Genomic DNA, 25,033 nt, shown 5'->3' with positions numbered 1-25,033 from the left:
AAGAGAAGAGATTATGAGGCCAGAAAATTACGTAGCATTTTTCACTGTTTGTGGATTTTTTATAGGACTTGCATTTAGCATTATTAGTATAGATGAAGCCTTTGATATACTGATTTTTACTTGTTTTATTACTTTTATGTTTTATGTTTTTGTTCATATTGCTATTATGAATTTTATAGATGTAAAGAAAATTAGTGGCAGAATCTTTAATAAACACGATTATGAAAAAACTAGCAATAATATTATCAACGATTTAGTTATTCGTGAAAAGAAAATGGATATAATTTTAGAAAAGCTCAATGAAGAAAGAGAAGAGCTAAAGAAAAATGAATTCAAAGAAAGACGAAGAAATGCTAAAAGAGCCGCCTAAAGCTTATGCACAAATGCTAAAGAAAGAGCAAGATGAGCTTGTGCTTTCTTACATGCCAGCTCTGCGTGCTATGGCTTTTAGACTAAAAGAACGCTTGCCTTCAAGTATAGATGTTAATGATCTTATTAGCATAGGCGTTGAAGAAATGATAAAGCTTTCACGCCGTTACGATAAAGAACAAAATGATAACTTCTGGGGTTTTGCAAGAAAAAGAGTTAATGGCTCTATGCTTGATTATCTTAGAAGTCTTGATGTAATGAGTCGAAATAATCGTAAAATTATTAAAGATATTGATGCAATCATGGATGAATATTTTTTAGAACATGAATGCGAACCTGATGATGAGTATCTAGCCAAAAAACTTGATTTAGATGTAGAAAAAATCAAAGAAGTAAGAACAGCTCATGCTATTAGCTATACCCTGCCCATTGATGAGCAAATCGAACTTTATAATGAAGACAATACTTTAGAAAAAATTGAAAAAGAAGAACTTTTAGAAAAAATTCACGAAGTGCTAGATGATCTTAAAGAGCGCGATCAGTTAATTATTCAGCTTTATTATTATGAAGAATTAAGCCTAAAAGAAATCAGTGAAATTTTACAAATCAGTGAAAGCAGAATTTCACAAATTCACAAAAAACTTCTTAAAAAACTTAGAGAAAGGCTAGTGTAATGGCTGAGATACTCTCCCAAGAAGAAATTGATGCTCTACTTGAAGTTGTCGATGATAACACCGACACACCCATAGCCTCAAATTCAAAAGATGAAAAAGATGAAAGAAATATCGTTGTATATGATTTTAAGCGTCCCAACAGAGTTTCAAAAGAACAACTTAGGACGATTAAAGGCATACATGATAAATTAGCAAGAAATTTAGCCTCTCAAATTTCATCGATGATGAGAAGTATTGTTGAAACTAAACTTCATTCAGTCGATCAGATGACTTATGGAGAGTTTTTAATGTCTTTGCCAAGCCCAACAAGTTTTAATGTTTTTTCTATCAAACCTTTAGATGGAAACTGTGTTTTAGAAATCAATCCAAGCATAGCTTTTCCTATGATAGACAGGCTTTTAGGTGGTCAAGGCGATAGCTATGAAGCTTCGCGTGAGCTTACGGATATTGAGCTTAATTTACTTGATTCTATTTTGCGTATCATTATGCAAAGACTTAAAGAAAGCTGGGCTACCGTAACTGAAATTTATCCTAGTATAGAAGCTAAAGAATCAAGTCCAAATGTTGTGCAAATCGTATCTCAAAATGAGATTGTTATCATGGTAGTAATGGAAATCATCATAGGAAATTCAAGCGGAATGGTAAATATCTGCTATCCTGTAGTACATTTAGAAAGTATATTAAGCCGTTTAGCAAACCGTGATATTATGATGGGTGAAACCTCAGCCAAAAAATCACGTAACAAAGAGCTTAAAACTTTAATCGGTCGTGCTGAAGTGGTATATGAGGCAATTTTAGGAAAAACCTTAATTAATGTTCATGAATTTTTAGAACTTAAACAAGGCGATATTTTAAGGCTTGATAGAGAAGCAGACGATAAAGCTATAGTAAGTATCGATAAAAAAGATGTTTTCTTAGCACAAATTGGATTGCATCGTTTTAGAAAATCTATTAAAATTTTAGAACTTATACGCACAGATAAAGATGAAATCAAAGAAATTTTGGAAAAATACGAAGAAGAGCGTAAAGCTAAAGCCAGTGTTTATGATGAGCCTGAAGAGGAGGATGAAGAAATATGATCAATGATTTTTTAAAAATGTTTACAAATGAATGCATCAGCACCATTGAAGGTTTAACAGGAAAAAGTGCTGAATTTAGCGAATATAAAGAATTTGATGTCAATACAAGCGATACTTTAAAAGCACCTTTAGTGTATGCTATATTTAATATAGCAAATGGTGGAAAAATAGGAATTTTAGCTGGTGCTGTTTTAATGAGTGCTATTGGTGAATGGATGATGGGTGAAGAAGAGATCACCAAAAACGATAAACTAGGTCCTGATGAAATGGATGCAGCTAAAGAAGCCATCCAAAATATCATTTCAGCATTTTCTACAACCTTAGGAGCCCAAAAAGACATTCCAAAAATGGATTTTAGCATAGAATCTTGTGAATTTGTGCCTGAAAGCGTAGATTTTAAAGATTTTAAAAAATTATTTTTATATGATGTAAAAATAGGCGATTTAGAAGAACAAGTTTCTTTAGCCATGGATCAAACACTCCATAACATCCTAAGCGGGAAACCTGCTGAAACAGGAAATACAAGCACTGATTCTAATCACAATACTGAAGAAAAAGCGATAATGCTTAGCGAAGAGCTTAAAAATATCAATCTTATCATGGATGTGCGTTTGCCTGTTCGTGTGCGTATAGGCAATAAAAAAATGCTTTTAAAAGATGTTTTAACTATGGATATAGGTTCAGTTGTGGAGCTTAATCAACTTGCAAACGATCCGCTTGAAATTTTAATTGGGGATAAAAGAATTGCTTATGGCGAGGTAGTAATTGTCGATGGTAACTTCGGCGTTCAAATTACAGAAATTGGTTCTAAAAAAGAAAGATTAGAACAACTAAGATAAAAAGTTTTAGCCTACAAATTAAGAATAATAAATATAAACGAATTAAAACTAAAACAAACTAAAAGGGCTGAAATCAAAATGTAAAGATTTTAGAGTATTTAACTTAAAAGGTTTTAGCTCTTTTTTAGGAGCAACAATTAAAGCATAACCACCTTTATTATATCTATCCCAAATACTAAAAAATTGACTTTTAGAACTTATATATTCTCCATGACTTGGATCAAGCACTTGTAAATAATTACCTTTATGATTGATAATTATAACAAAATGTGGAAAGCGTGGATCATCTTCAATTTTTACAAGCATTGGAATATTTACAAGTTTATCCAAGTTTTCTCTATTGATTTGATATGAATTGCTTTCATAGCCTAGTTTTTTAACTGCATCGCTTAAATCTGCAAAGCTTACCATATCCGTATAAAGTTCCTGTCCACTCATAATCTTTAAAAGTTCAAGTTCATCAAACTTTTTATCATCAAGTATATTGAGTAAAGTTGCCAAAGATGAAGCCCCACAAGATTGCTCGTAAGTTTGCCTTATTACTCTTTCGTTTTTAATTTCTTGATAGGATTTAACTACCCATTCCGCTTTTGCACTCAAAGTAAGAATGGGTAAAAATAATAAAATTTTTAGAATTTTTTCCATAAGCTTATCCCAAATATGCTATCAGGAGAAGCAGAGCTTCCTCCAAAACTAGCATTAACAGAAACTGCGGTATCTGAATTAATGCTATAAGTAGAACCTAAACTTAAAGTTGGAATAGAACGCACTTCAGAATTTTGATAACCATTAATTTTTTGCTCGGTTTGAAATCTTTGCTCTGCTCCTAAATCTAAAGTAATTTTAGGACTTAGAATAATAGATAAATCCCCACCCACATAAATACTATTTCCATACTCTATTTTAAGGGTTTTAAATTTTCTTGATTGGTTATAACCAAAGCCGGTATAAATGCTATATACAACAGGATCGCTATATCCCCTTAGACTAGCTTGTAAGCTTTGTGATTTTAGGTAAAAGTTTTGGTTTGATTGACTGCTTTTTCTCTTTGAACGACTGCAGCTTGAAAGGTAATTTGTGGAATTAAATCTGCAATGCTATCGCCTGTATAAATAAAACCTAGTCATAAACTATCAAAACCTATTCTGTTTTTACTAGAATACTCATTTGTAAAAAAGTTTGTATATTCTTGTCTTGCATAACTTCCGCCCCCTGAAATAAGTATGTCAAACTTAGGTGTTATGGTATAAATGAAAGTTTGAGTTAAAAACACTTGCTTTGTATCATTCCAAATTGTAGGATCTCCGCCTATTGTTATATTAGGATAAAGAGAATACGAGTTTGCATTTCCTGTGCTAAGTAAAGAAAAGCTTGTAATACTTCTTAAACCTATTTGCTTTTTAAACAAACTGTCTATATTTAGTTCATCACTAGCAAAAACACAACTGACTAAAACCATAAATGTTAAATAAATCTTTTTCATTGTTACCTTTCTAAATATTTTAAAAAATTTTTTTAAAGCAATGAATGTTCCAAATAAAAAAATTTGATTTTAATATATAATTTATGATATTATTCAAATAAAGAGTAAAATAGTTAAGAAAAGGAGAATTATATGTTAAAAAAATTAGTAAATTGTTTAATTTTGGGTTCTTTATTTACAAGTTCTGCTTTTGCTGGGGATTTTTTAGCTAAGGTTAGTAATGGTGCTTTAAGTGATAATTCTCAAGGAGTTAAGGCTCTTAATTTAGATGAGATGAAACAAGTTAAGGGTGGATATCAAGTTCTTACAAGCAAACTTGGAAATTCTGAATATATAGCATTAGCTATTCCAGATAATACAACAACATATAAACAGTTGGTAGCCATTTATACCGTAACTGGCGATAACACTTTTTCAAATACATTTTTAGGTTATACAGTAAAAAGAAATATCGCAATATCAAGCTCGGGAAAACCTTATGTTCTTTTTAACTATGGTGTTGCACTACTTGATAGACAAACGGGGTTGCATAGAGTTAATTCGAGTGAGATTTTAAATAATAATCAGGTTATTAAAGAATTAACTATGAAATATAAAACTCAATTTGAAAGTAATCTTGGTGGCTGGACTGCTAGAGCTAGAAGATAAAAAACTTATGAAAAAATCATTTTTGCCGATTTATCTTATAAATAAAACTTTACTTACAGGAAGGTAAAAATGATTAATGGTATAAATTCTTATTCAAGCTACAATTACACAAATACTTTTAGTAATAATACTTCAAATATAAAATCATCTAATGTTGCAAATGATAACTCAAGCCTTGTAAGCGATAAATCTAGGGCAGTAAGTAAAATGCTAGGATATGGCGTAGATAAAGATGGCTTTTTTACAAGCGATTTTAACGAAGCTGCAGGCTTACCAAAAGATTATAAGATTTATGCTAAAGATATAGAAAATTTTGTTAATATTCAAACAAAAAGTCTATTATCAAGTTATATTAATATTGATATAGCAAAAAGTATAGGAAATGCTTATAAAGTATTTTCACAACTTTTAAATGATGAGTTAAACAATAAAATCAATTTTACAAAAGAAGACTTAGTAAAAATACCACAAGGTTTCGAATTTAATCAAAATACTTTGGAGATAAATAAAAAATATAATTTAAATGATAAAGAGTATAAAGATTTTATGTCTAATTATCAAAATTACTCTCCGACTTCCCATAATATAAAAATAATGACTTTTTTCTCACTTGATGATAAAAGTGATATTTTTAAATATTCTTTAATAGATCCTACTCCTTATAGTAATAATGATAAAACTATAACAAAAAGTGGTATTTTTATGACTTTCTTTACTGGATTTCAAGCAAAAAACTATTTTATCGAAGGACAAACAAGTATTTTAGGCAAAATGCAAGGATTTGATAAAACTATGAGTCAAAGTGAAATTGATAATTTAAACAAATTCATAAGTGAAAATAGTATGAATTTTAAAGGAGATATTTTTAAGCTTTTTGATTTATTAAATTCAGATATGAGCATTGATGATTTTAAACAAAAAATACTAGAACAAAAAGAAAATTTAAACAATCCTACAAAAAATACAAATAACAAAGAAACTTCAGAAGAAGACAAAAAAAAGCCATTTAAACCTATACAAGCGCAAAGTTCAAGCGAAACCTATAAAGATGATAATAAAATGAATGAGCTTTTAAAAAAGCTACTGGAAAATAAATTTGGCACAAGCGATGAGTTAGAACTTCTTTTTGGTATGAAATTTAGTGATGATAACACAGGAGAATTTAACAAAATTATTTCTCAAAATACTGCACAAAAAAGTATAGATATTAAAGCTTAAGGATTTAAAAGTCTTTAAATTCTATTAAAACTTATATAATAAAGAACTTATTATAAATTTTTAGCTAGAATGGAATTTATTTTAACTAAAGGTTGAAAAATGAATGAAAAAATAAGCCAAGATTTAGAAAAATTTGCTAACATACCAAACCTAAAAAATGCCGTAACTTTTTTTGGTTCAGCAAGGCTTAAAGAAGATAATTTTTATTATCAGCAGGCTAAAATTTTGGCACAAAAATGTGTTCAAAATGGTTTTTGTGTGATAAGTGGTGGAGGTGGTGGTATTATGCGTGCAGCCAACGAAGGTGCTTTTTCACAAAAAAATAATACAAATTCAATGAGTTCTGTAGGGTTTAATATATTTTTACCTCACGAGCAAAAACTTAATGATTTTGTAGAATATAATATTACTTTTGAGAGCTTAGCCATACGCAAAATGGCTCTTATTGAAAAGAGTCTAGCTTTTGTGATCTTCCCAGGCGGCTTTGGAACACTTGATGAATTGTGTGAAATTCTTACATTAAAACAATTAGAATTTAAAAAAGATGTTCCTATTATTTTGTTTGGGAGTGAATTTTGGCGAGGTTTTGATGAGTTCGTCAGAAATTCTTTACTCAAACTTGAAGTGATTTCTAAAGGAGATGAGTTAAAGTATAAAATCACTGACGACTTGGATTTTATAATTAATACTTTAAAGGAAATTTAATGAAAATTCTAGTCGCTATGAGCGGTGGAGTTGATAGTACAGTCACTGCTTACAAACTTAAAAATTTAGGTCATGAAGTTATAGGTTGTTATATGAAACTTCATGGCAAACCAAATTATCACGAAGAAAATATCAAAAAAGTAGAAAAAGTTGCAAACTTTTTGCAAATTCCTTATCATATTTTAGACTTACAAGAAGATTTTAAAAACAAAGTTTACATGCCTTTTGTGGATACTTATAAAGAGGGTAAAACACCAAATCCTTGCGCTTTATGTAACCGTTTTATCAAACTTGGAAAACTTTTAGAATTTGCTAAAAGTTTAGGTTGTGAAAAACTTGCCACAGGGCATTATGCAAGACTTGAAAACAACTTAATAAAAACCGCAGTAGATGAAAGCAAGGATCAAAGCTATTTTTTAGCTAGCGCAGATAAAGAAGCTTTAAAATATCTTATTTTTCCGCTAGGCGAAATGAAAAAAGAAGATGTGAAAAAATTTGCTTCCACTATAGAGGTTTTAAAATCTTTTGCCACCCAAAAGGAAAGTTCTGAAATTTGCTTTGTTGAAGATACTTATGTGCAAGTTTTAGATCAGTTTATGGATACAAAAATTCCTGGAGAAGTATTAGATAGTAGCGGAAAAGTGGTAGGCAAACATGAGGGCTATATGCACTATACCATAGGCAAAAGAAGGGGCTTTGAAGTGCGTGGGGCACATGAACCACATTTTGTTTTAAAAATCAATCCTAAGCAAAACCAAATCATCGTAGGAACCAAAGAAGAACTTAAAATCAGTGAATTTAACCTAAAAAATATCAATCTTTTTATAGACGCTAAAGAGCTTGATTGCGAAGTGAAAATCCGCTATCGTTCAAAATCCACACCTTGCAAGGTAGAAATTTATGAAGATAAAAGTGCAAAAATCATCCTAAAAGATCCTGTTTATGGACTTGCTAGCGGACAAATGGCAGTCTTTTATGATCATGATAAAGTCATAGCAAGCGGTTTTATAGAATAATTTCTAGGAATTAATTCCTAGAAATTATTAATAAAATCCTAAAATTTTCCACCAAATAAGCCCAACAGCTATCATCACTACTATATCAACTATGGAAATCACAAAACCTATACTCCACCATTTTTTAAGAGTTACACAGCCTGTTCCAAAAATAACAGGAGCTGTTCCTATTGTATAGTGAGTTAATGCCATCATAACATTACCTGAAGCTATCATAATAAAAGCATAAAGAAGTGGTGGTGCTCCTAAGGCAAGCTGCACTAAAAAAACAAAAAACATTGCTGATATATGAGCTGCAATGGAAGCAAAGAAATAGTGTGTATATAAAAAAAGCAAGGCTTAAAAATATCATAATAGAAATTTCCCCAAGTCCCATAGCAGAAGCAAATTCACCTTAAGCTTCAGCTAAAAACTGTGTAACGCCAAGTTTGCCAAGTAAAGTTGCCATCATTACAAGAGCTGAAAACCATACTAAAGTATTCCAAGCAGCTTTTTCGGCCAAAACTTCCCCAAAAGTTAAAACTCCACTAATCAACACCAAAGACAACCCAAGCAAAGCCACACTAGTCGCATCAAGAGAAATTCCAAAAAAACAAGCCCAAAGCTCCAGCCCATAAAAGTAAAAGCGAGACAAAAACACTGAGCATGATTTTTTCACTATTTTTCATTTTTACAAGTTCTTTTAATTTATCTTTAGTAAAAGTAGAAGCATTAGGCGTGGATTTAATTTCTAGCGGAGAGAGAAAATAAAGCACCAAAGGATTTGGAGCTGTAGCTGTAATAAACATAGCTGATGAAATAGGATTGGCTCTTGATAATTTACCAAAGAAAGATAAGTGCCTATTTTATTTTGTGTTCCATCTTCAGGAGTGGATTTAAAACTTCTTGCAATAACTTGAACTATAGGATTTATGATAGCCCCTGCTCTTGCAGTATTTGAAGGAGTAACTGGAGCTAAAATAGTTTCACAAAAAGCTATAGAATAAGCAATACCTAAGGTTTTTTTACCAAGAATACTGATAAAATGATAAGCCAAATGCTCTCCAAGTCCTGTTTTAATAACTCCACGAGCCACAATAATAGAATAACTATAAGCTAAATAAGAGAATTTGAAAAACCACTTAAAGCGTCTTTTATACCCGTTTTAGATTTTAAATTTGATATAGCAGTATTTACCTTTTCATCTTATACTCTTTTGATATAAAAAATCAAGTACTGAAGTATTTAAAGGAAATTTTAGTCTCATCAATAAGTTGTTGCGTAGAAGTTTTCGAAGTAGCTTTGGTGTAAATTTTACTTAGATTTTCAATTGGGTAGTGGTAATGCCACTAAGAGCTACTATGGCAATAGCTATCATACAAACAGGCTCCAAAGGCATTACTTGTAAAATCACTGCCATAATCACAGCAATAAAAAGCCCAAGAAAATGCCAAGAATTATCTTCCAAACCTACAAGGAGTAGGTATAGGCCAAAACACAGCTGCAATTAAAATACGCAGCACCAACAAGGGAATTTTCTTTCTATCCATTGTTTATCTTTTGATATTGGTAATGAAATTCTAGTTAACTAATATTTTAATAAATCTTAAAATTATAATTTTTAAATAAATTTTTAATTTATAAAAAAGCTAGCCTGATTGAAAAATAAATAGGGAATTTTAAAATGAATAAAACCCTTCCCCAGATAACTGCGGCACACACTAAAATCAAGTGCTCTGCTGTGTTCCCACCCTGAAGCGGTGCTTAAAAATAGCATTGCACAGGTCTAAGAAAAGGCTCTAAAATTATATCACAATATACTTAAAAAGCCTTGAGAATTATAAAACTAAAAAAATAATATATAAATAATAAATTGGTTAAAATTTTATACATTTTTTAAAATTTATTTATAAAAACTATTATTTTATTCTCTAAAAATACGATATAAAAATAATTTATATCGCAAGGAAAAAATATGAAAGTTAAATGGAGTAGAGATTTTAGCATTAAAAATATGCAATTAGACAAACAACACGAACTAATTTTTGAAATTACCAATCTTGCAAATGATTTAGCTCTAAACATTCAAGATAATAATACACAACACAAAAATGATTTAAAACAAATTCTTGTAAAGCTATTTCAATACATCAAAATTCATTTTAAAGATGAAGAAAAATTTATGGAAAGCATTGATTTTCCTTTGATTGAAGAACATAAAAAATCTCATCAAATATTAGTAGAAAAAACTAAAGAGCTTTTAGAACACTCAAATGATATTGTAAAAATGTCTCAAGAACTTTCCATATTAACCAAAGATTGGATTTTAGATCATTTTGCTAATGAAGATTTATGGATAGCTAATTTTACAAAAAAAACCCTACACCTTCAAGAAATCCATTATACCTTAGAACAATACATAAAACTAAAATCAATCAAACAAGACCTAAGGGCTGAAAAAACTCATGATTATATTTGCAATTGTTCTTTGCGTATCCATGCAGTTCCACAGACTATACATCAAGAGCTTGTTAGCAAAGAAAATACCTTAAAGTGCGAAAAATGTGGGCAAATTTTAGTTCATTTGGATTATTTTGATTTGAATCAAAATTTCGAAAAATTCAATGCTACTTTTGAAGATGCACTACAAAATCACCATTTCACGACTCAAAAAAATGATATGGGGGGGGGGATAGATGAATTTTCAAGTAAAAACCTTAGAAACTTTCAATCCTTTTGAAAGTTTAAATCATGAACAAGCAAACACAGAACAAATTCTTGATTTTAGAGTTATAGATTTTAAACTTCTGTGTTCTAGTGTAAAACCAGCAAAAACAAAAACTTATGAAAGAAAGGATTTTGACTTATTTTATGCAGATGATTTTTTTGTAAAAAACTACAATACCATAGTGCAAAAATTTCTTATAGAAATTTACCCAAAAACCCAAAGTTTTCCTTTTACAGTCAAACTTAGATCCAACTCCAACCTAACCCATCTAAAAGCCAGTATCAACCTTACAGAAAATTTTAAATATTACCCTAATTTAAAATTTGATATTTTGCAAAATATCTACAAAATAATGATCAAACAAAAATTTTTAATCTTAAGACTTGATAAAAATTTATTTGACAAGATTGATGATTTTATCTTATCAATACAAAAAAGTCCATCTATTAAAGAAATAGAGCTTGAAATTGCCAAAGGTGTAGATAAGATTGAACATAAAAGTGATGAAATTATTTATCATAGAGATGTTAACGAAGAATGTTTTGACGAAAATATTAACTATGATGAAGGAAACTACTGTAAACCTATTGAAAAAAATGAGCTACTTTTTGAATACATTTATAGAATTCTTGGAAAAGAAGGACGAAATTTAAGAGGAGAGATACTTCATTTAAATCCAATAGCCTTTCTTGATAATCCTTTTATCATAAAAGATGAAAGCATTTACACAGAAGAATTAGAAGATAGAATTAAATATTTTAGCGCCAATTATGGATTTTTAAACAAAGATCATACAGGATATTGTATCGCAAATAATTTAAAATTATCACAAATAGGGCTTAAAACAACCGGTTCAATCAAAACAAATACCGATGAAAATATAAACTTAGAAATCACTAATTTTGATATAAGTGATGATGCTATTAAATCAGGTATTGTAAATGTTCAAGCTTCAAATATAAAAGTAAATGGGAATGTTGGAGCAACAAAACTTTATGGAAAAAATATCAGTATCAAAGGCTTAACTCATGCAAAAAGCGAAATTTTTGCACAAGATATTTTTATTACAACACACAAAGGAACTTTGCAAGCTGACACTGTATATATAAAAAATTTAGAAAATGGGACAATTATAGCTAAAAATGTATTTGTTGAAAACTGCATGGGTGGAAAAATAGAAGCAGAAAATATTTATATTTGCAATTTACTAACGGATAATACTTTATATCCAAGAAAAAATCTAATCATAACAAACAATATAAAATTCAAAAACAATATCGTAGTTTCACCACTAGTTTCTATTGAAAACAACTCAGATACAGAATGCGAAAATCTTAAAAATCTAAGCCTTAAAATAAAAAGTAAGCTTGATGACACCATAAGCAAAATGCAAAATTACTATGATTATCTAATCAAAAATCAAATCAAAATCATCAAACTTCAAAAGACTAAAAATCCTAGCGCCATAGAAATGAAATTTTCAAATCTTTATCACGATATCATAAAAAAATACAATCATCTTAGCATTTCGTATAAAAAACTTGTAAAATTAAAATATCAAATTGATGCGAAATTAAATTTCTTAAATGAAATGGTTTACAATGTAAAAATATACATAAAAGCCGAAAATATCGGAGAGGATAATTTTTTAAAATTTTATCCTAACACAAACACCAACCTTGAACTAAAACATCATATAAATTTAAAAGACTATGAAAAGGTTTTATATCTTGAAAAAGGACAGCAAGTAAGTTATATTAAATCAAGCCATAATTATAGCGAAAGCGACATAGAAGAAATTAAAATTATTTTTGAAAAATTAGAAAAAGATAATTCCTAAGAATTATCTTTTCATATTAATGGCTTTTTGTATCATCTGATCACTTGTAGTGATACTTTTTGAGCTTGCATCAAAGGCTTTTTGAGTTACGATAAGGTTTGAAAGCTCTGCGCTTAAATCAACATTTGATTGTTCTAAGAATCCGCCTTTAAATTTAGCTGTATTAACAACTTGACCATCTTTCATAATAAAACTTGCATCACCGCTATTTGCCGTTGCTGCAAAAATATTATCTCCCATAGCAACTAATCCTTGCTCATTGATAAAATTATATAAAGCAAGCTTTCCAACTATGGCATTTTTACCATTGCTAAATTGCGCAACAATACTTCCATCATCGGATATATTATATTGTTCAAAAAACCCTTCAGCTACACCATCTTGTTGTGTAAATACATTTTTTTCGACGCCTTGTTTAATATAAATCCCACTATAACCCGAACCAGGTTTGTTAGCATCATAAGGAGAACCTAAATCAATATTAATTGTTCCACCATTTGGATTTGCAATGCTTGTAATATTGTTTTGAAGCAAAGCACCATTTTTATCAAAAACCATATTTCCTTCAGTCGGATTGCCTACGGCATTGCCATTAGAATCATAAATTTGTGCAATAGCTTTATATTGTATATTATCGCCTTCTTGCGGTAAAACTCTTTCAAGTGTAACCCTTAAAGTGCTTTTACTTCCATCTGCATTATAAATAGGGGATTCTAAAATATCTTTATTGGCTTTTTGTTGCTCTGTTGAAATTTGAGCTGTATCAAGCTTGATGCTATTTTCATCCAATCCTTTTAAATCAAGCTCGTTACTTTTAAAATTTAGATTTTCATCTAAAGTCGCTTCAAAGCTTGTTTTTACGCCATTATCATCAGTGAAATTTAAAATAATCCTATCACCCGCTTTAGCACTAAACACATCTTCTTTGCTAACACTACCACTAACTACATATTTTCCATCTTCAGTTTTTGTAATGTTAAATTTACTAGGATCAAGATCTACTTTAACTACTTCTGTTGTTGTGTTAGTATTTAAACTTCCACTCCATTTTACATTTTGAGTTACTTGAGGAGGTAAATACATATTCACAGGTACTTTAATAGCCCCTTGAGAAGCGGTTGTGCCTATACTGAAAGAATTATTTGAATTTACAGTAAAACCATTATTTACCGGAGTTCCTGTGTTAAGATAATCCCCCATAAGCCCAGCAACTCTATCGCTATAGTTAATACCAGTAAAAGCAGGATTCATTGTTCCTAAAACAAAATTTCCATAAGAATCTACCAAATATCCATTGGCATCTCTTCTAAATGATCCATTTCTAGTATAGTAAGCATTGCCATCAGCCCCTAAAACCCCAAAAAATCCTTTTCCTTGCAAAGCCACATCAAATTCACCATCACTTGCAACAGGAGAACCCTGTTCGAAAACAACTTGAGAAGATGCTGCACCGCTACCATAACCACCTTGAGCAGGGTTGGTTGATTGGGTTGTTATGGTAGTATAAAAAATATCTTTAAATTGAGCATCAGAGTATTTAAAGCCCGTGGTATTGACATTTGCTATGTTATTAGCAGTGATATCAATACCAAAGCTATTGCTTTTTACTCCAGAAATCCCATTATAAAATGAATTCATCATGGCTTATGCCTTTTCCTCTTTGTCGCCATCTTCTGTAGATCCAGACCCAGAAGAATCTCCATCGCTTGAACCACCACTTGAGTCTCCACTTGAACCGCTTCCTCCAGTAGATGAAGATGAACCAAGCTTATAATCTGTTATTTCTTGTATTGCATCAAAAGGAACTTCTTGTCCAGCCATTTTTGCATAGGCAACACCATCTTTAAAAACAACACCTTCGATAGGATAAGTTCCGTAATTTGCAGTGATTTTTTCACCATTTTTATTATTATAAACCATTTTAACAGTGTACTCACCATCACCTGCATAAACCCCATCGTTATTTCTTCCTGGCCACTCCATAGTAAATAAACCTTGAGAAATAGATTTAGCATCGCTTTTTTCACTGAAAACAAGTTTATTATTGCTATCATAAATTTCTAGCGTAACACCGTTTTCATCAGAATCTTCAGGCAAATACATTTTAAGAGCGATAAGCTCATCTGCACCTGTAAGTTTGATTTTATTATCTGAAACAGTTGCCATTTTACCAATAGCCCCTAAAGCTGAAGTACTCATACTTGTACTAAAAGAATCAGAAAGCTTTTGCATAGTTTCAACCATTTTTTGCATAGTTGTATTGGTATTTTGCTGCATTTCAAGTGCACTAAGCTGTGAAGTTTGAGTAAGCATTTTATCGCTATCCATAGGATCTGTTGGATCTTGATGTTGAAGCTCTATCAAAAGAAGTTTTAAAAACGCATCCTTATCTAAGGTAGCATTTGGATTGCTCACTATTCCTGAGCTACTGCTTGAATCTGTTCTAGTTGTTCCACTAGTACTTCCTGAAGAAGTAGTACCTGAAGTTGTAGCAGTGGTATTTAAATTCCAATCCGATGATGATATCATTATAAACTCCTTTTTATTTAGTTTTTTATTATTTAAGCAATAAGTGTTCCAATTTAAAAATACTTCGCTAAAACAAGCTCTAGATTGACTTTTTCACTTTCATTTTTTCCATCTAAAGCATCTTTAAAACCATATCCACTACGATTTTTTCCTTGATTTTGATTTTGCTCTCTTTTACCTTGATCACTAAAATTCATTTCAAGTCCAGTAAATCCCATATTTACAAGAGAATTTTTAAACTCGGCTTGATTTTGGATAAACAAATTCATTGCATTGGCATTGGAGTTGAAATTGATATGAAGGTTATTACCTCTTTGTATCAAAGTTACCTCCACTTCTCCAAGATTATTAGGATTTAGAGTGATACTAAGTTTAGTAATAGGCGCTTTGTATTGATCCACAGCCTCTTTTAAATCTTGTGAAAAATACTGCAAAGTTTCTTTAGGAGTGATATTGCGAGCATTGTTTTGTGTTACTTTATTTAAATCTTTGACTAAAGAATTTAACTCATCTAAGCTATTTTTATCTACATTTTCACTGTGCGTTTTTGTTTGCTCTTGAGTAAAAGTTTCTTTATTAGTAGTATTATTATTAAAATTTGCATTATTCTCTTTGTTTTGAACTACTTGAGTTTTATTTAAATTTTCAAAATTTAATTTTTGATCAAAGAAATTTTGTTTTATATCTTTATTTTCTTTGTTGTTGTTTTTAGGCTCTTTATTTAGATTAAAATCTTTTTGTGTTAAATTTGAAACTAATTTCTGAGTATCTTTAACAATTTCTTTATTTAAATTTTTATCAAGATTTAAATTTTGATCATTGTTCTTTAAATTTTTATTTTGATCTTGTATATTTTCTTGATTTAAATTGTTTTTTTCTTGATTTTTATTTAACTCTTTATTAAAATCTTTGTTTAAGTCTTTGCTTTCTTTATTTAAATTATCTTGGTTTTTTTTATCTTTTATATTTAACTCTTCTGTTAAATTTTTTGCAAACTCATCATTTTTGATATTTTTTAAAGTATTTTTAGCATCTGTGGTATCTTCTTCTATTTTTGATTTAACTTTATCGTTTTTTTCGTGTTTGCTTTCTTTGGATGAAAGTATGGAATCTAAATTTTTTAAAGTTTGAGAAAGCAAAGAACCGCTATCTTTAGAATTTGTTTTTTGCATAGAATGAGTGCTTGTAGTATGAGTTGTATTTTCTAAATTGTGATTTAAATTTTTACTCACATTGGAAATTTTATTATTGATGATTTCTTTAAAAACATTATCCACAGCACCCTTAAAAAAATCAGCCTTATCTAAATTTGGAAAAGTTGCTTTAAGATCAAGAAGACGATCTACTTTAATATTTTTTACATTTAAGCCCAGATCTTTAGCTATGTCCAAAAGCTCACTAAGATTTGATGCACCTTTTAAAGCATTAAAATTAGCCTCTGTTTTAATAAGACTTGAAAGTTGAGTAGAAAGATTTGCTAGTTTAACATCTGCTGTATCTGTTTTTAGCTTATCTAACAAAGAAAGAATTTGCATAAAAGAAGCAGATTCGAAAATGCTTATCTTATCGCTCTCATCAAAAGCTCCTTTTTGAAGTCTGCTCATCGCTTCATTAACAACTTCTTTTTGACTGATCTTCATATGATCAGGTAAAAATTCATTGGTTTCATTGATAGAATTAAGCAAAGAATTTAAAAAACTTTCCGTATCATCTTGAGTTGAATTTTTACTATCACTACTTTCATGTTCTTTATTTTTACTAGTTTTACTAAAAGAACTGCTAGTAGTAGAAGTTTTACTCGGCGTAAGATTTAAAACATCATTTTGCGGAGCTAAATTTGACATCACTTTTCCTTCAAAAAATTATTTTAAAAATTTATCTACCATTACATTAGGAAATTTTTCTTTCAAATAAGAATCTTCATATACTTTAATCATCTTATCTTCATTTAAAGCAGTTAAGATATTTAAAAGCTCTTCTAAATTTTTAGCATTTAAAATTTTCTCTAAATTTTCTTCATTTTCTAAAATTTCTGTAAGCTCACTTGAAATTCTTGCCATTTTTTCGTTTTCATCTGATCTAAAAGTTTCTAAAAGCTCTAAAACTTGAAGCAAAACTTCATTTTTTCTTTCAGCTAAATCACTTTTAAATTCAACAAAAATCTCTTCATTTAATGGTTTTGACATTTTAACTTCCTTTTTAAAATTTTAATTTCATAAGTTTTTAAAGCAAGAAGTGTTCCAAGTTTTGATACTTTGTAGTTTAAGTTAAATTTTTGTATAATTTAAGCTTTTAAAAATTTAGCTTTGGAGAAGAAAATTTGGAAAACATTAGAAATATAGCAGTTATAGCTCACGTTGACCATGGTAAAACCACTATGGTAGATGAATTGTTAAAACAATCAGGCACCTTTAGCGAAAGAGAACAAATTTCAGAACGCGTTATGGATAGCAACGATATAGAAAAAGAACGCGGTATTACCATACTTTCAAAAAACACAGCGATCAATTACAAAGGTACAAAAATCAACATCATAGATACTCCAGGGCATGCTGATTTTGGCGGAGAAGTAGAACGTGTTTTAAAAATGATTGATGGAGTTTTGCTTTTAGTAGATGCTCAAGAAGGCGTTATGCCACAAACTAAATTCGTGGTTAAAAAAGCTTTATCTTTAGGGCTTAAACCTATAGTTGTAATCAACAAAATAGACAAACCAGCTGCCGATCCTGAAAGAGTGATCAATGAAATTTTTGATCTTTTTGTAGCCCTAGATGCAAACGATGAGCAACTTGACTTTGCTATAGTTTATGCTGCAGCAAAAAATGGTTATGCTAAGCTTGATCTAAACGATGAAAGTGATAATATGGAGCCACTTTTTAAAACCATACTTGAACGCGTTCCAGCTCCAAGTGGTAGTGATGAAAATCCTTTGCAACTTCAAGTTTTCACTTTGGGGTATGATAATTTCGTAGGTAAAATAGGCATTGCTAGAATTTTCAATGGGGTTGTGAAGAAAAACCAAAGCGTAATGCTTGCAAAAGCTGATGGTACCAAGGTAAATGGTAGAATTTCAAAACTCATTGGCTTTATGGGCTTAGAAAAAATGGACATCGAAGAAGCAGGAAGTGGAGATATTGTAGCTATAGCAGGTTTTGAAGCTTTAGATGTTGGCGATAGCGTTGTAGATCCAAACAATCCCATGCCACTTGATCCTTTACACATTGAAGAGCCGACTTTAAGCATAGTATTTTCTGTAAATGATGGACCATTAGCAGGAACTGAAGGAAAACATGTAACTTCAAATAAAATCGCTGAACGTTTAGAAGCTGAAATGAAAACTAATATTGCTATGAAATACGAAAGCACAGGCGAAGGTAAATTTAAAGTAAGCGGTAGGGGCGAACTTCAAATCACTATTTTAGCTGAAAATATGCGTCGTGAAGGTTTTGAGTTTTGCATGGGAAGACCTGAAGTTATCGTAAAAGTTGAAGATGGAGTTAAAACAGAACCTTTTGAACATTTAGTTATCGATGTGCCTGAAGAATTTAGCGGTGCAGTAATAGAAAAACTTGGCAAAAGAAAAGCTGAAATGAAAACCATGGCACCAACGGGCGATGGACAAACAAGACTTGAGTTTGAAATTCCAGCACGCGGACTTATAGGTTTTAGAAGTCAGTTTTTAACCGATACTAAAGGCGAAGGTGTGATGAATCATAGCTTTTTAGAATTCCGTCCTTTTAGCGGTGCGGTTGAAAAGCGTAATAATGGAGCGTTAATTTCTATGGAAAATGGCGTGGCTTTAGGGTATTCTTTGTTTAACCTTCAAGAGCGTGGAGTACTTTTCATAGAGCCTCAAACTAAAGTTTATACCGGTATGATTATAGGTGAGCACTCTCGTCCAAATGATTTAGATGTTAATCCTATCAAAGGAAAGAATCTTACCAATGTAAGAGCAAGTGGAAGCGATGATGCAATCAAACTTGTGCCACCTAGAAAATTAAGTCTTGAAAGAGCTTTAGAGTGGATAGAAGAAGATGAACTTGTAGAAGTTACACCTGTAAATGTGCGTGTTCGCAAACGCTATCTTGACCCAACTCAAAGAAAAAGAATGGAAAAAGCAAAATCTTAATGGATTTAAAAAGCTTAGAAAATAATAGACTTTATATACTTAAACGCTTAGGAATCTTAAAATTCCTAAGCATTATCGAAGCCTTACTTGTAGGTTTTTTAGCCTTTGTTTTTATAAGAGATGCCTTAATCGCAGTAATTTTAGCTGTTTTTGTGGGTGTTTTTTTCTTTCGTTTTACAGCCAAAAAACTAAAACTCGCACAAAAAGAATTACAAATTAATGCTTTAAATTTGTTTTTGCGTCGTTTTGGGGCGAAATTTAAAAAGCAAAGTTTAAGTCAAAAAGACTTTTTAAAACTAGGACTTACAAAGGATTTGAAAGAATTTAAAAGTCAAAACTGCTTTGAATTTAAGGATTTTAAAATTTATGATATTCAGTTTTTAGACGAAAACAAACGCTTTTTTTGCGGAATTTTGCTCGAAATTTCAAAAGCAAACAAAAATCCTAGCTTTGAAAACGAAGAACAAATTTATATCAAACTTACAGATAAAAATTTCACTTTAAATCATATCTTTTCTAAAGAAAATCATTATCTTATCACTACTTTAAGCAATCCTTTTTTTATAGATATAAAAAAAGATTTTGAAAACAATTTCAAAAATTTAGAAGAAAATCTAAACTCTATAAAAAACAAACTATTTAAATAATTAACATAAAGTTAATATCATAAAATTTTAATAAATGTTAATTATATACTTTAAAAATATATTACTTTTAGTAACACTTTAAAATTTAATTTTATTTAAATTATTCTTATTATGCTTAATATTTAAGAAAAAATACACTAAAATCAATTTGAACTGCAAATAAAAATGTCGGCGGAAAAATAAAATGTAACCATAGAAAAATAAAATGATACTTTTTGGTTGCATTTTATTTTTCTACAAACCTTAAACTTAAAATGTAATTATTGTATTTCTTTTACTTTATTTTTCCAAAAATTAACAAATTTCTCATCGATTTTAGGATTTATTTCAGCTTCTTTTATTAAATCATTTATATAATCAATTCTTTTTTGCTTGGATTTAATGGTTTTTAACTTTTGAGCTTCTTCATAATACTTAATGCATTGATTTTCAAAAAGATTTACATCATAATTATCTTCCAAAAGCTGAATTATATCTATAATTAAGCCATAGGCTTTAGGATATCCTTTCTGTATTTTTTGTTCTATTTCTAATGCAAGTTTTCTTCTGCTTTCTGCAATATCTTTATTTTTTGATTTTAAAGCTATATTAACGCTTTCTTCTGCAATTTGAATAAATCTTATTGCTTCTGCATATTCATCTTGATTATTTAAAAGCAAATTGTGCAAAAATTTTCCTTGCTCATTTATAGAAAGTTTTTTATATTGTTCATATAATTCTCGATAGGGTCTTTCCAATCTTTCGATCATTTCTTCTGTAATAATAGCTTTACCATAATGAATTTTTGCTGCTTCTATTAAAGAAATTTCATAATATTTAGATATTACTTCTATCTCTTTTAAATCTTGTTTAGTAAGAGCACCATCTGCTATTTTTTTTAATTTCAATTCCGTTTTAAAACCAGAATAAATAAATAAAGCAATTATTATAATTAATATTGCAATAATAAAATATAGCATCATTCATATTTTATAATAGCATTTTCAAAAGTTTTAATTGAAATTGCTTTACAAACAACGCCTATAATTTCAGCACAGCTAATTTGATCTATATTAACAACAATGTCCTTATAAAAAGAATTCATAGAGCTCAATACAATTTCATTTACAAAAGGTTGCTTGAGGAGCTTTTTGCAGTAAATTTCACCATCAAGATTAATAACCACGATATCTCCATTTTTTACAAGCTCGAGTTTATTTTTACTAACATCAACAGCTATAACATCTCCATTATGAATAAAAGGCTCCATACTATCCCCTATAACTTTAATAATATCAAGCCTTGTTAAAGGCGGCAATCCCAATGCCTCGCAAGCAAATTTTTTGCTTATTACTATTTCCGTATATTCCAATTTGCTATTTATTGCACCATATCCAGCAGCGGCAGCAACATCCGTATAGTATCTTAATTGCAAATTGTCATCATTAATTCGCATTTTGCCAAAAAAGATGCTGTCAAGCGATATATTTTGTTCTTTTGATATTTTCAATAATAACTCATAAGGGATGGTATTTCTAGTTCTCCAAGTACTTAATGTATTGGGTTTTATCTCATAAATTCCACAAAATTCCTTGTCGTCGGTAATATTTAAAATAGCATAAACTCTATTCAAAATGTCTGTTGTTTTATACATTATGAACCTTTTTTATTAAAAAATTCACAAAATGCGATAAAATAACTTGACTTAATTCGCATTTTGTCTTATAATTTGAAAAATTATTTACAAATTGTATCTTAAAAAATATCAATTTGAAATAAAAATTACAAATTAAAGGAGATATTTTGTTAAAACAATACTTTGAAGATAATGGTATCAATCTTAAAAAATTTGCTCAAAAACATAATCTTCACTATATGAGTTTATTTCGTGTAGTTAATGGACTTTATTCTGAAAAATACAAAGCAAAAACTAACACAAAAGCTGTTTATGAGAAGCTTTTTGAGCTTAAAATCATTGATGAAATGCCTAGGGCTTGTTCATGAGTTACTTCTTAGAAACCAAAGAAGCCGCACAAACTTTTAATGTAAGCACAGGAGCTTTGAGGCTTGCAGTAAGTAGAAACTCAAATAAATATGAGTGGTTAAAAGTGGATAACGAAAAAGGTGGACGCGGTGGTAAAAAACTACTATTTAAAATCAGTAAAGATGAGCTTTTAACCGCCTTTAATAAGCAATTAATCAGTAAAAATACTTTAATTTATGATGAAAAAATGCAAAAAGTTAAATTGAGTGAAATTATTACTACCGATAATTTAAAAACTGCAAATAATAGTTTAAAAACCAGTAATTTAAATTTAACAGAGTCAAAAATGAATGATGATTTGGCTGTTTTAAATTTAAAATTTGAAAATTTAAGCGATGAGATTAAAAACAATGCTAGAGAAAAGCTTAAGGCTTTAAAGCAAGTAGAAAAATATATTGAAGGTGGTTTAAAACAAAAAAGAGCTTTAGAGATATGTGGTATTTCTAAAATAGAAATTTTTAGAATTCGCAAAGCATATAAAGAAAATGGCATTCTAGGTCTTATCGACACTCGCGGACTTCACCGCAAAGATAAAACTAAACTTAGCACTTGGATGCAAGAATACGCTTTAAGAGAATATCGCACCTTTGCAGCAGGTGGATTTAATTTCACTGAACTTTGGTGGCAAATCCATAAAGAAGCAGCCACTAAAGAAAATTATGATTTTATAGGTTTTGATTTAGGAGAGGTAAAACCGCTTTTTAGTGTAAAAACCTTACAAAATTTCATTAAAAACTACTATAAAGATAAACCATTAGAACATTGTATTATCACTCAAGGCTTAGATCGTGCAAAATCTAAGTTTCTCCCTGCACAAGGAAATCAAAGAGAGCTATATGACATGAAAAACATGTGTTGGCAAATCGATAGTTCCCCAGCTGATGTTATAGTAAGAGATGATGAAACCTTGGAGCCTTTCCGCCCTCATATCTTAAGTGTCGTTGATGTCTTTAGCGGTATGGGAGTAGCTACTTTGGTAGGAAAATCAAACTCTTTAAGCCTAACTAGACTTTTATGGAAAGCCATAGATAAGTTTGGTAAGCCTGATATGATTAAAGGGGATAATGGAAAAGATTATCTTTCTAAAGATTTTCAAAGCTTGCTTGATGGGCTTAATATTACCTATGATGCAGCTATTGCTTATGCAGGAGAACAAAAAGCTTTAGTTGAAAGACGCTTTGGGACACTTCAACATGCAGGAATTTCTAAAATGCATGGACATATTGGAAATAGCTTAGCTAAAAGAGAAATGATAGAGCAAAAAACTCCTAAGAAAGAAAGAAAAGCTAAAGATGAATACGGCTTTGCTAAAAAAACTAATCAAAAACTCCTTCACACCTTCAGCGAAGCTTGTGAGCTTTTAGAAGCTGAAGTGATCAAGTGGAACATGAGCAAAGTTCGCCGCAAAAAAGGCGTTAAAACTCCACTTGAACTTTGGAACTCGTGCGATAGAGCTATTGTAAAAATATCTTATGAAGAATTTTTGTTTAATGCTGGGAATAAAGAACTTAGGGTCGTGGGCAAAAAAGGCATTAACTTTGAAAGTAGAGTTTATAAAAGTGCTTTAATGCCAAGTGTTGGCACAAGGGTTAAATGTGTGCAAAATATCGATAATATTAAAGAACTTTTCATTTATGATTTAAGCGGAAACTTTCTTTGTCTAGCACTTGATGAAAGTATCGCTAAACTTAGTAAAGAAAGCTATAAAATGCTTAAAAAAGGTTATGAAAGTGAAGTTAAAGCGATTAAAGAAGTGCTTAAAAAAGATGAGATTGCCGCCTTTACTAAACTTAATATTAAACAAGACTTACAAGATTTACAAAGTGCTTTTGAAAACTCACTCGTAGAAGCTAAAGAGGTGCATCAAAAATCCCTTGCAAAAGAAGCCTTAAAAACTCAAAGAGAATTAGAAGAGATTAAAAATAATGCTAATGCAGATGAGCTTATTTTAAATGCTAAAAAAGAAATAAATAACGATGAAAGCGAGTTTGACATGGAAGCTTTTGTCGAAAAGAAATATTTTGCTGGTTAAAAATTGTTTAAAGCTTGATTAATTCAAGTTTTAAAGAGTTTTTATAAAGCTCTAAAACAAAGATGCCCCCACTTCAGTGGGACGGGGGCTTTAGGTGGATGCAAGGAGCAAAGCTCCTGCTCACAAAGCGGAATTTACTTCCGCTGTGAAGTTAAGAGAAAGGATAAAAAATGCAATTAGTAGAACTTACTAAAAAGTTTTTAAGCACCCAAAACATCTCTCAAAACAATCTCTCCGATCGTTTAGGGATTAATAAAAGCTATATGGTGGGCTATATGAAAGAAGGAAGTAGCTATAAATACGCTTCAAAAGTAGAGCCTTTACTTGAAAAATACATTAAAAGCTTTGTGGAAGAAAAAAGCGTGAAAGAGCTTCAAACACCTTTTATTGCCACTAAAGATGCAAAGGCGATTAATGTAACCATTGAAAGTGCCATGAGCAATAGAGAAATGGGAGTAATCATTGGCGAAGCGGGGACTGGAAAAAGCAGAGCCATTAAAGAATATGCCGCTAAAAATGGAACAAGAGTGGTGCTTTTTGAAGCAACAACTGAGACAAGCAAAAGAATGCTTTTGGTGGGGCTTGAAAATAAACTCAATGTGTGTTTTAAAGGTTCTTTGGATGATAAGATTAGAGGCATTGCTAGCGAGTTAGCAAGAACTTCAAAGGTTTTAATTATAGATGAGAGTGAGCATTTGCCGTTTCGTGCTTTGGAGTGCTTAAGACGCATATATGATTTTTCAAATACTGCTTTAATCTTAGTAGGTACTAGAAAACTTAAAAACAATCTTACAGGCATTGGAAGAAATGATTACAACGAGTACGGACAACTAAGCTCTAGAATTGGTGCAAAATGGGAATTAAAAGGACTTTGCTACCAAAACAAAGAAGGTTTAAAAGATGAAGACTTAAAAACACTTTGTAATCATTTTGATGTGGAGGAGAAAAAGGCTATTGATTTAGTTTTTAACCTCGCTCGTGGCAACTTTAGAAAAAGTGAGAAGCTTTTAAAAAGAGCTTGTGAATTTGCAGATGGAAAAGCGGTTGAGCTTAAACACATAGAAGCTGCCGCATCATTTTTAATGCTGGGCTAAA

The 25,033-nt window shown here is 30.3% G+C and carries 27 protein-coding genes, 1 other RNA gene and 1 pseudogene; 15 read left to right on the top strand and 14 right to left on the bottom strand.

Going from position 1 to position 25,033, the window contains the following annotated elements; genetic code table 11:
• The first annotated feature begins 13 nt into the window (after window positions 1-13).
• From FBF21_RS00590 to fliY, 4 genes are read left to right on the top strand one after another with little or no spacing between them, the layout of a single operon-like run.
• Window positions 14-370 carry a membrane protein gene (locus FBF21_RS00590; RefSeq protein WP_002851727.1) on the top strand — a complete coding sequence of 119 codons (357 nt, stop codon included), beginning with the start codon at window positions 14-16 and terminating at the stop codon, window positions 368-370.
• On the top strand, window positions 351-1,043 hold the full coding sequence (locus tag FBF21_RS00585) for an RNA polymerase sigma factor FliA (protein WP_002851943.1): 693 nt from the start codon (window positions 351-353) through the stop codon (window positions 1,041-1,043). The genes FBF21_RS00590 and FBF21_RS00585 overlap by 20 nt, the downstream gene beginning before the upstream one ends.
• Window positions 1,043-2,122 (top strand): flagellar motor switch protein FliM, encoded by a 1,080-nt coding sequence (gene fliM / locus FBF21_RS00580; RefSeq protein ID WP_002851710.1) that lies wholly within the window; start codon window positions 1,043-1,045, stop codon window positions 2,120-2,122. Before FBF21_RS00585 ends, fliM begins: the two co-directional genes overlap by 1 nt.
• A complete protein-coding gene (gene fliY, locus FBF21_RS00575) occupies window positions 2,119-2,961 on the top strand; it encodes a flagellar motor switch protein FliY (protein ID WP_002858804.1) in 843 nt (280 codons plus the stop codon). Before fliM ends, fliY begins: the two co-directional genes overlap by 4 nt.
• A 48-nt stretch (window positions 2,962-3,009) precedes the next feature.
• Here the strand turns inward: fliY and FBF21_RS00570 are convergent, their stop codons facing one another.
• Complete coding sequence (locus FBF21_RS00570) at window positions 3,010-3,606, bottom strand: C39 family peptidase (RefSeq protein WP_002886294.1); 597 nt, start codon at window positions 3,604-3,606, stop codon at window positions 3,010-3,012.
• Window positions 3,591-4,444: pseudogene (locus FBF21_RS09050) on the bottom strand (hypothetical protein). The gene FBF21_RS00570 and the pseudogene FBF21_RS09050 overlap by 16 nt, the downstream one beginning before the upstream one ends.
• A 132-nt stretch (window positions 4,445-4,576) precedes the next feature.
• On the opposite strand from FBF21_RS09050, the gene FBF21_RS00555 reads away from it, so the two are divergent.
• The 4 genes from FBF21_RS00555 (at window position 4,577) to mnmA (ending at window position 8,031) form a co-directional block, all read left to right on the top strand.
• Window positions 4,577-5,092 carry a hypothetical protein gene (locus FBF21_RS00555; protein WP_002870295.1) on the top strand — a complete coding sequence of 172 codons (516 nt, stop codon included), beginning with the start codon at window positions 4,577-4,579 and terminating at the stop codon, window positions 5,090-5,092.
• A 69-nt stretch (window positions 5,093-5,161) separates the two neighbouring features.
• Window positions 5,162-6,310 (top strand): hypothetical protein, encoded by a 1,149-nt coding sequence (locus tag FBF21_RS00550; RefSeq protein ID WP_002859749.1) that lies wholly within the window; start codon window positions 5,162-5,164, stop codon window positions 6,308-6,310.
• A gap of 99 nt (window positions 6,311-6,409) precedes the next feature.
• A complete protein-coding gene (locus FBF21_RS00545) occupies window positions 6,410-7,015 on the top strand; it encodes a TIGR00730 family Rossman fold protein (RefSeq protein ID WP_002851677.1) in 606 nt (201 codons plus the stop codon).
• Complete coding sequence (gene mnmA, locus FBF21_RS00540) at window positions 7,015-8,031, top strand: tRNA 2-thiouridine(34) synthase MnmA (protein ID WP_002851977.1); 1,017 nt, start codon at window positions 7,015-7,017, stop codon at window positions 8,029-8,031. Before FBF21_RS00545 ends, mnmA begins: the two co-directional genes overlap by 1 nt.
• Before the next feature lie 27 nt (window positions 8,032-8,058).
• On the opposite strand, the gene FBF21_RS09340 is transcribed toward mnmA, so the two are convergent.
• From FBF21_RS09340 to ffs, 6 genes are all read right to left on the bottom strand, one after another.
• Window positions 8,059-8,310 carry an anion permease gene (locus FBF21_RS09340; RefSeq protein ID WP_002869944.1) on the bottom strand — a complete coding sequence of 84 codons (252 nt, stop codon included), beginning with the start codon at window positions 8,308-8,310 and terminating at the stop codon, window positions 8,059-8,061.
• A gap of 115 nt (window positions 8,311-8,425) precedes the next feature.
• Window positions 8,426-8,689 (bottom strand): anion permease, encoded by a 264-nt coding sequence (locus FBF21_RS09335; protein ID WP_002868357.1) that lies wholly within the window; start codon window positions 8,687-8,689, stop codon window positions 8,426-8,428.
• A complete protein-coding gene (locus FBF21_RS09330) occupies window positions 8,604-8,819 on the bottom strand; it encodes an anion permease (RefSeq protein WP_002869943.1) in 216 nt (71 codons plus the stop codon). The genes FBF21_RS09335 and FBF21_RS09330 overlap by 86 nt, the downstream gene beginning before the upstream one ends.
• Complete coding sequence (locus FBF21_RS00520) at window positions 8,762-9,106, bottom strand: anion permease (RefSeq protein ID WP_002851927.1); 345 nt, start codon at window positions 9,104-9,106, stop codon at window positions 8,762-8,764. Before FBF21_RS00520 ends, FBF21_RS09330 begins: the two co-directional genes overlap by 58 nt.
• 222 nt (window positions 9,107-9,328) lie before the next feature.
• The gene (locus tag FBF21_RS00515; RefSeq protein WP_002869942.1) at window positions 9,329-9,478 is read right to left on the bottom strand and encodes a hypothetical protein; all 150 of its coding nucleotides are present in this window, start codon (window positions 9,476-9,478) and stop codon (window positions 9,329-9,331) included.
• A gap of 227 nt (window positions 9,479-9,705) precedes the next feature.
• Window positions 9,706-9,803, bottom strand: an RNA gene (gene ffs / locus FBF21_RS00510) — signal recognition particle sRNA small type.
• Between the two features lie 182 nt (window positions 9,804-9,985).
• Between ffs and FBF21_RS00505 the strand changes: the two genes are divergently transcribed.
• A complete protein-coding gene (locus FBF21_RS00505) occupies window positions 9,986-10,750 on the top strand; it encodes a bacteriohemerythrin (protein WP_002911176.1) in 765 nt (254 codons plus the stop codon).
• Window positions 10,707-12,578, top strand: a complete 1,872-nt coding sequence (locus FBF21_RS00500) for a FapA family protein (RefSeq protein WP_002851645.1) — start codon at window positions 10,707-10,709, stop codon at window positions 12,576-12,578. Before FBF21_RS00505 ends, FBF21_RS00500 begins: the two co-directional genes overlap by 44 nt.
• 3 nt (window positions 12,579-12,581) lie before the next feature.
• Here the strand turns inward: FBF21_RS00500 and FBF21_RS00495 are convergent, their stop codons facing one another.
• From FBF21_RS00495 to FBF21_RS00480, 4 genes are read right to left on the bottom strand one after another with little or no spacing between them, the layout of a single operon-like run.
• Window positions 12,582-14,219: a flagellar hook protein FlgE gene (locus FBF21_RS00495; RefSeq protein ID WP_002851688.1), complete on the bottom strand. Its 1,638-nt coding sequence runs from the start codon at window positions 14,217-14,219 to the stop codon at window positions 12,582-12,584.
• Between the two features lie 3 nt (window positions 14,220-14,222).
• Window positions 14,223-15,107, bottom strand: coding sequence for a flagellar basal body rod modification protein (locus FBF21_RS00490; protein ID WP_002805290.1), 885 nt, complete (start codon window positions 15,105-15,107; stop codon window positions 14,223-14,225).
• A gap of 53 nt (window positions 15,108-15,160) precedes the next feature.
• Window positions 15,161-16,954: a flagellar hook-length control protein FliK gene (locus tag FBF21_RS00485; protein WP_075912916.1), complete on the bottom strand. Its 1,794-nt coding sequence runs from the start codon at window positions 16,952-16,954 to the stop codon at window positions 15,161-15,163.
• A gap of 15 nt (window positions 16,955-16,969) precedes the next feature.
• Window positions 16,970-17,293, bottom strand: a complete 324-nt coding sequence (locus FBF21_RS00480; protein WP_002782892.1) for a hypothetical protein — start codon at window positions 17,291-17,293, stop codon at window positions 16,970-16,972.
• A 134-nt stretch (window positions 17,294-17,427) separates the two neighbouring features.
• On the opposite strand from FBF21_RS00480, the gene typA reads away from it, so the two are divergent.
• Both typA and FBF21_RS00470 read left to right on the top strand, forming a co-directional pair.
• Window positions 17,428-19,236: a translational GTPase TypA gene (gene typA, locus FBF21_RS00475; RefSeq protein ID WP_002859745.1), complete on the top strand. Its 1,809-nt coding sequence runs from the start codon at window positions 17,428-17,430 to the stop codon at window positions 19,234-19,236.
• Window positions 19,236-19,883, top strand: coding sequence for a hypothetical protein (locus FBF21_RS00470; protein WP_002851804.1), 648 nt, complete (start codon window positions 19,236-19,238; stop codon window positions 19,881-19,883). The genes typA and FBF21_RS00470 overlap by 1 nt, the downstream gene beginning before the upstream one ends.
• Window positions 19,884-20,143: 260 nt before the next feature.
• Here the strand turns inward: FBF21_RS00470 and FBF21_RS00465 are convergent, their stop codons facing one another.
• The gene (locus tag FBF21_RS00465) at window positions 20,144-20,842 is read right to left on the bottom strand and encodes a hypothetical protein (RefSeq protein ID WP_002917944.1); all 699 of its coding nucleotides are present in this window, start codon (window positions 20,840-20,842) and stop codon (window positions 20,144-20,146) included.
• On the bottom strand, window positions 20,842-21,516 hold the full coding sequence (locus FBF21_RS00460) for a LexA family transcriptional regulator (protein WP_002804144.1): 675 nt from the start codon (window positions 21,514-21,516) through the stop codon (window positions 20,842-20,844). The genes FBF21_RS00465 and FBF21_RS00460 overlap by 1 nt, the downstream gene beginning before the upstream one ends.
• 149 nt (window positions 21,517-21,665) lie before the next feature.
• On the opposite strand from FBF21_RS00460, the gene FBF21_RS00455 reads away from it, so the two are divergent.
• The 3 genes from FBF21_RS00455 (at window position 21,666) to FBF21_RS00445 (ending at window position 25,032) form a co-directional block, all read left to right on the top strand.
• Complete coding sequence (locus FBF21_RS00455) at window positions 21,666-21,866, top strand: hypothetical protein (protein ID WP_002793921.1); 201 nt, start codon at window positions 21,666-21,668, stop codon at window positions 21,864-21,866.
• Entirely contained in the window at window positions 21,863-23,938 is a 2,076-nt protein-coding gene (locus FBF21_RS00450) for a DDE-type integrase/transposase/recombinase (protein WP_052795007.1), read from the top strand. The genes FBF21_RS00455 and FBF21_RS00450 overlap by 4 nt, the downstream gene beginning before the upstream one ends.
• Before the next feature lie 170 nt (window positions 23,939-24,108).
• On the top strand, window positions 24,109-25,032 hold the full coding sequence (locus FBF21_RS00445; protein WP_002806833.1) for an AAA family ATPase: 924 nt from the start codon (window positions 24,109-24,111) through the stop codon (window positions 25,030-25,032).
• Window position 25,033 lies beyond the last annotated feature (1 nt).

This window comes from Campylobacter sp. CFSAN093238 (assembly GCF_012898015.1).
Lineage (GTDB): Bacteria > Campylobacterota > Campylobacteria > Campylobacterales > Campylobacteraceae > Campylobacter_D > Campylobacter_D jejuni.
This window is presented reverse-complemented; position numbering and strand designations above follow the sequence as displayed.

Excerpts from the sequence above, each read along its gene's own strand:
- FBF21_RS00590 (WP_002851727.1), top strand. The coding sequence starts at position 14 with ATGAGGCCAGAAAATTACGTAGCATTTTTCACTGTTTGTGGATTTTTT.
- FBF21_RS00585 (WP_002851943.1), top strand. The coding sequence starts at position 351 with ATGCTAAAAGAGCCGCCTAAAGCTTATGCACAAATGCTAAAGAAAGAG.
- fliM (WP_002851710.1), top strand. The coding sequence starts at position 1,043 with ATGGCTGAGATACTCTCCCAAGAAGAAATTGATGCTCTACTTGAAGTT.
- fliY (WP_002858804.1), top strand. The coding sequence starts at position 2,119 with ATGATCAATGATTTTTTAAAAATGTTTACAAATGAATGCATCAGCACC.
- FBF21_RS00570 (WP_002886294.1), bottom strand. The coding sequence starts at position 3,606 with ATGGAAAAAATTCTAAAAATTTTATTATTTTTACCCATTCTTACTTTG.
- FBF21_RS00555 (WP_002870295.1), top strand. The coding sequence starts at position 4,577 with ATGTTAAAAAAATTAGTAAATTGTTTAATTTTGGGTTCTTTATTTACA.
- FBF21_RS00550 (WP_002859749.1), top strand. The coding sequence starts at position 5,162 with ATGATTAATGGTATAAATTCTTATTCAAGCTACAATTACACAAATACT.
- FBF21_RS00545 (WP_002851677.1), top strand. The coding sequence starts at position 6,410 with ATGAATGAAAAAATAAGCCAAGATTTAGAAAAATTTGCTAACATACCA.
- mnmA (WP_002851977.1), top strand. The coding sequence starts at position 7,015 with ATGAAAATTCTAGTCGCTATGAGCGGTGGAGTTGATAGTACAGTCACT.
- FBF21_RS09340 (WP_002869944.1), bottom strand. The coding sequence starts at position 8,310 with ATGTTTTTTGTTTTTTTAGTGCAGCTTGCCTTAGGAGCACCACCACTT.
- FBF21_RS09330 (WP_002869943.1), bottom strand. The coding sequence starts at position 8,819 with ATGTTTATTACAGCTACAGCTCCAAATCCTTTGGTGCTTTATTTTCTC.
- FBF21_RS00505 (WP_002911176.1), top strand. The coding sequence starts at position 9,986 with ATGAAAGTTAAATGGAGTAGAGATTTTAGCATTAAAAATATGCAATTA.
- FBF21_RS00500 (WP_002851645.1), top strand. The coding sequence starts at position 10,707 with ATGAATTTTCAAGTAAAAACCTTAGAAACTTTCAATCCTTTTGAAAGT.
- FBF21_RS00495 (WP_002851688.1), bottom strand. The coding sequence starts at position 14,219 with ATGATGAATTCATTTTATAATGGGATTTCTGGAGTAAAAAGCAATAGC.
- FBF21_RS00490 (WP_002805290.1), bottom strand. The coding sequence starts at position 15,107 with ATGATATCATCATCGGATTGGAATTTAAATACCACTGCTACAACTTCA.
- FBF21_RS00480 (WP_002782892.1), bottom strand. The coding sequence starts at position 17,293 with ATGTCAAAACCATTAAATGAAGAGATTTTTGTTGAATTTAAAAGTGAT.
- FBF21_RS00470 (WP_002851804.1), top strand. The coding sequence starts at position 19,236 with ATGGATTTAAAAAGCTTAGAAAATAATAGACTTTATATACTTAAACGC.
- FBF21_RS00465 (WP_002917944.1), bottom strand. The coding sequence starts at position 20,842 with ATGCTATATTTTATTATTGCAATATTAATTATAATAATTGCTTTATTT.
- FBF21_RS00460 (WP_002804144.1), bottom strand. The coding sequence starts at position 21,516 with ATGTATAAAACAACAGACATTTTGAATAGAGTTTATGCTATTTTAAAT.
- FBF21_RS00450 (WP_052795007.1), top strand. The coding sequence starts at position 21,863 with ATGAGTTACTTCTTAGAAACCAAAGAAGCCGCACAAACTTTTAATGTA.
- FBF21_RS00445 (WP_002806833.1), top strand. The coding sequence starts at position 24,109 with ATGCAATTAGTAGAACTTACTAAAAAGTTTTTAAGCACCCAAAACATC.